We start from the raw sequence: 559 nt of genomic DNA, 5'->3' as shown, positions 1-559 counted from the left end.
AGCTCGCTGAACATAAAGTGATTGGCTATAGCTATATGTCGGGCGGTGATACCTGGACATTCGATGGTCCCGAGGGAACGGTCAATGTGAAAGTTCATCCCTGGATGTCGACCAATAATGGCGATACATGTCTCGCCGTTGCGTTGGCCAACCAGGGCATCACGCTACAGCCAACCTTTTTGGTTGGAGACGATCTTACTACCGGCAGGTTGGTGGAGATACTTCCCGATTACCATTCAAGTGAGTTTGGTATTTATGCTGTCTATCCGACTCGAAAACACGTTGCACCGAAAGTACGCGCACTGGTCAACTTTCTTGAGCAACGGTTATCTGCGCTCTGGTGTTCCCCGTAAGCCAAAAGTGGACAGATAACCTGATTGCATAAGAGACAGTTTTAGTTCATCGTTAACCCACAGAGGAAACGATGATGGCTGAAAAACGTAGCGCAGAGAAAACTGTAAGGATATCCGACGAACCGCCCGCAGAAAATATACAGCAGAAGAAAAAATCCGTATTGATCTGGAAGGGCTTCGTGGTGAAGACGGTATTGCCGAATTAT

1 protein-coding gene is annotated in these 559 nt (G+C 47.6%); it reads left to right on the top strand.

Annotated features, from left to right (window positions below; all coding sequences use genetic code 11):
• Positions 1 to 353, top strand: a 353-nt coding sequence (locus ACQY6F_RS19050; RefSeq protein ID WP_428776697.1) for a substrate binding domain-containing protein, incomplete at its 5' end; no start/stop codon positions are given.
• Positions 354 to 559 lie beyond the last annotated feature (206 nt).

The organism is Vibrio sp. (assembly GCF_050299255.1).
Lineage (GTDB): Bacteria > Pseudomonadota > Gammaproteobacteria > Enterobacterales > Vibrionaceae > Vibrio.
Note: the sequence above shows the minus strand (reverse complement) of the source record. Positions and strands in the feature narration are given on the sequence as shown.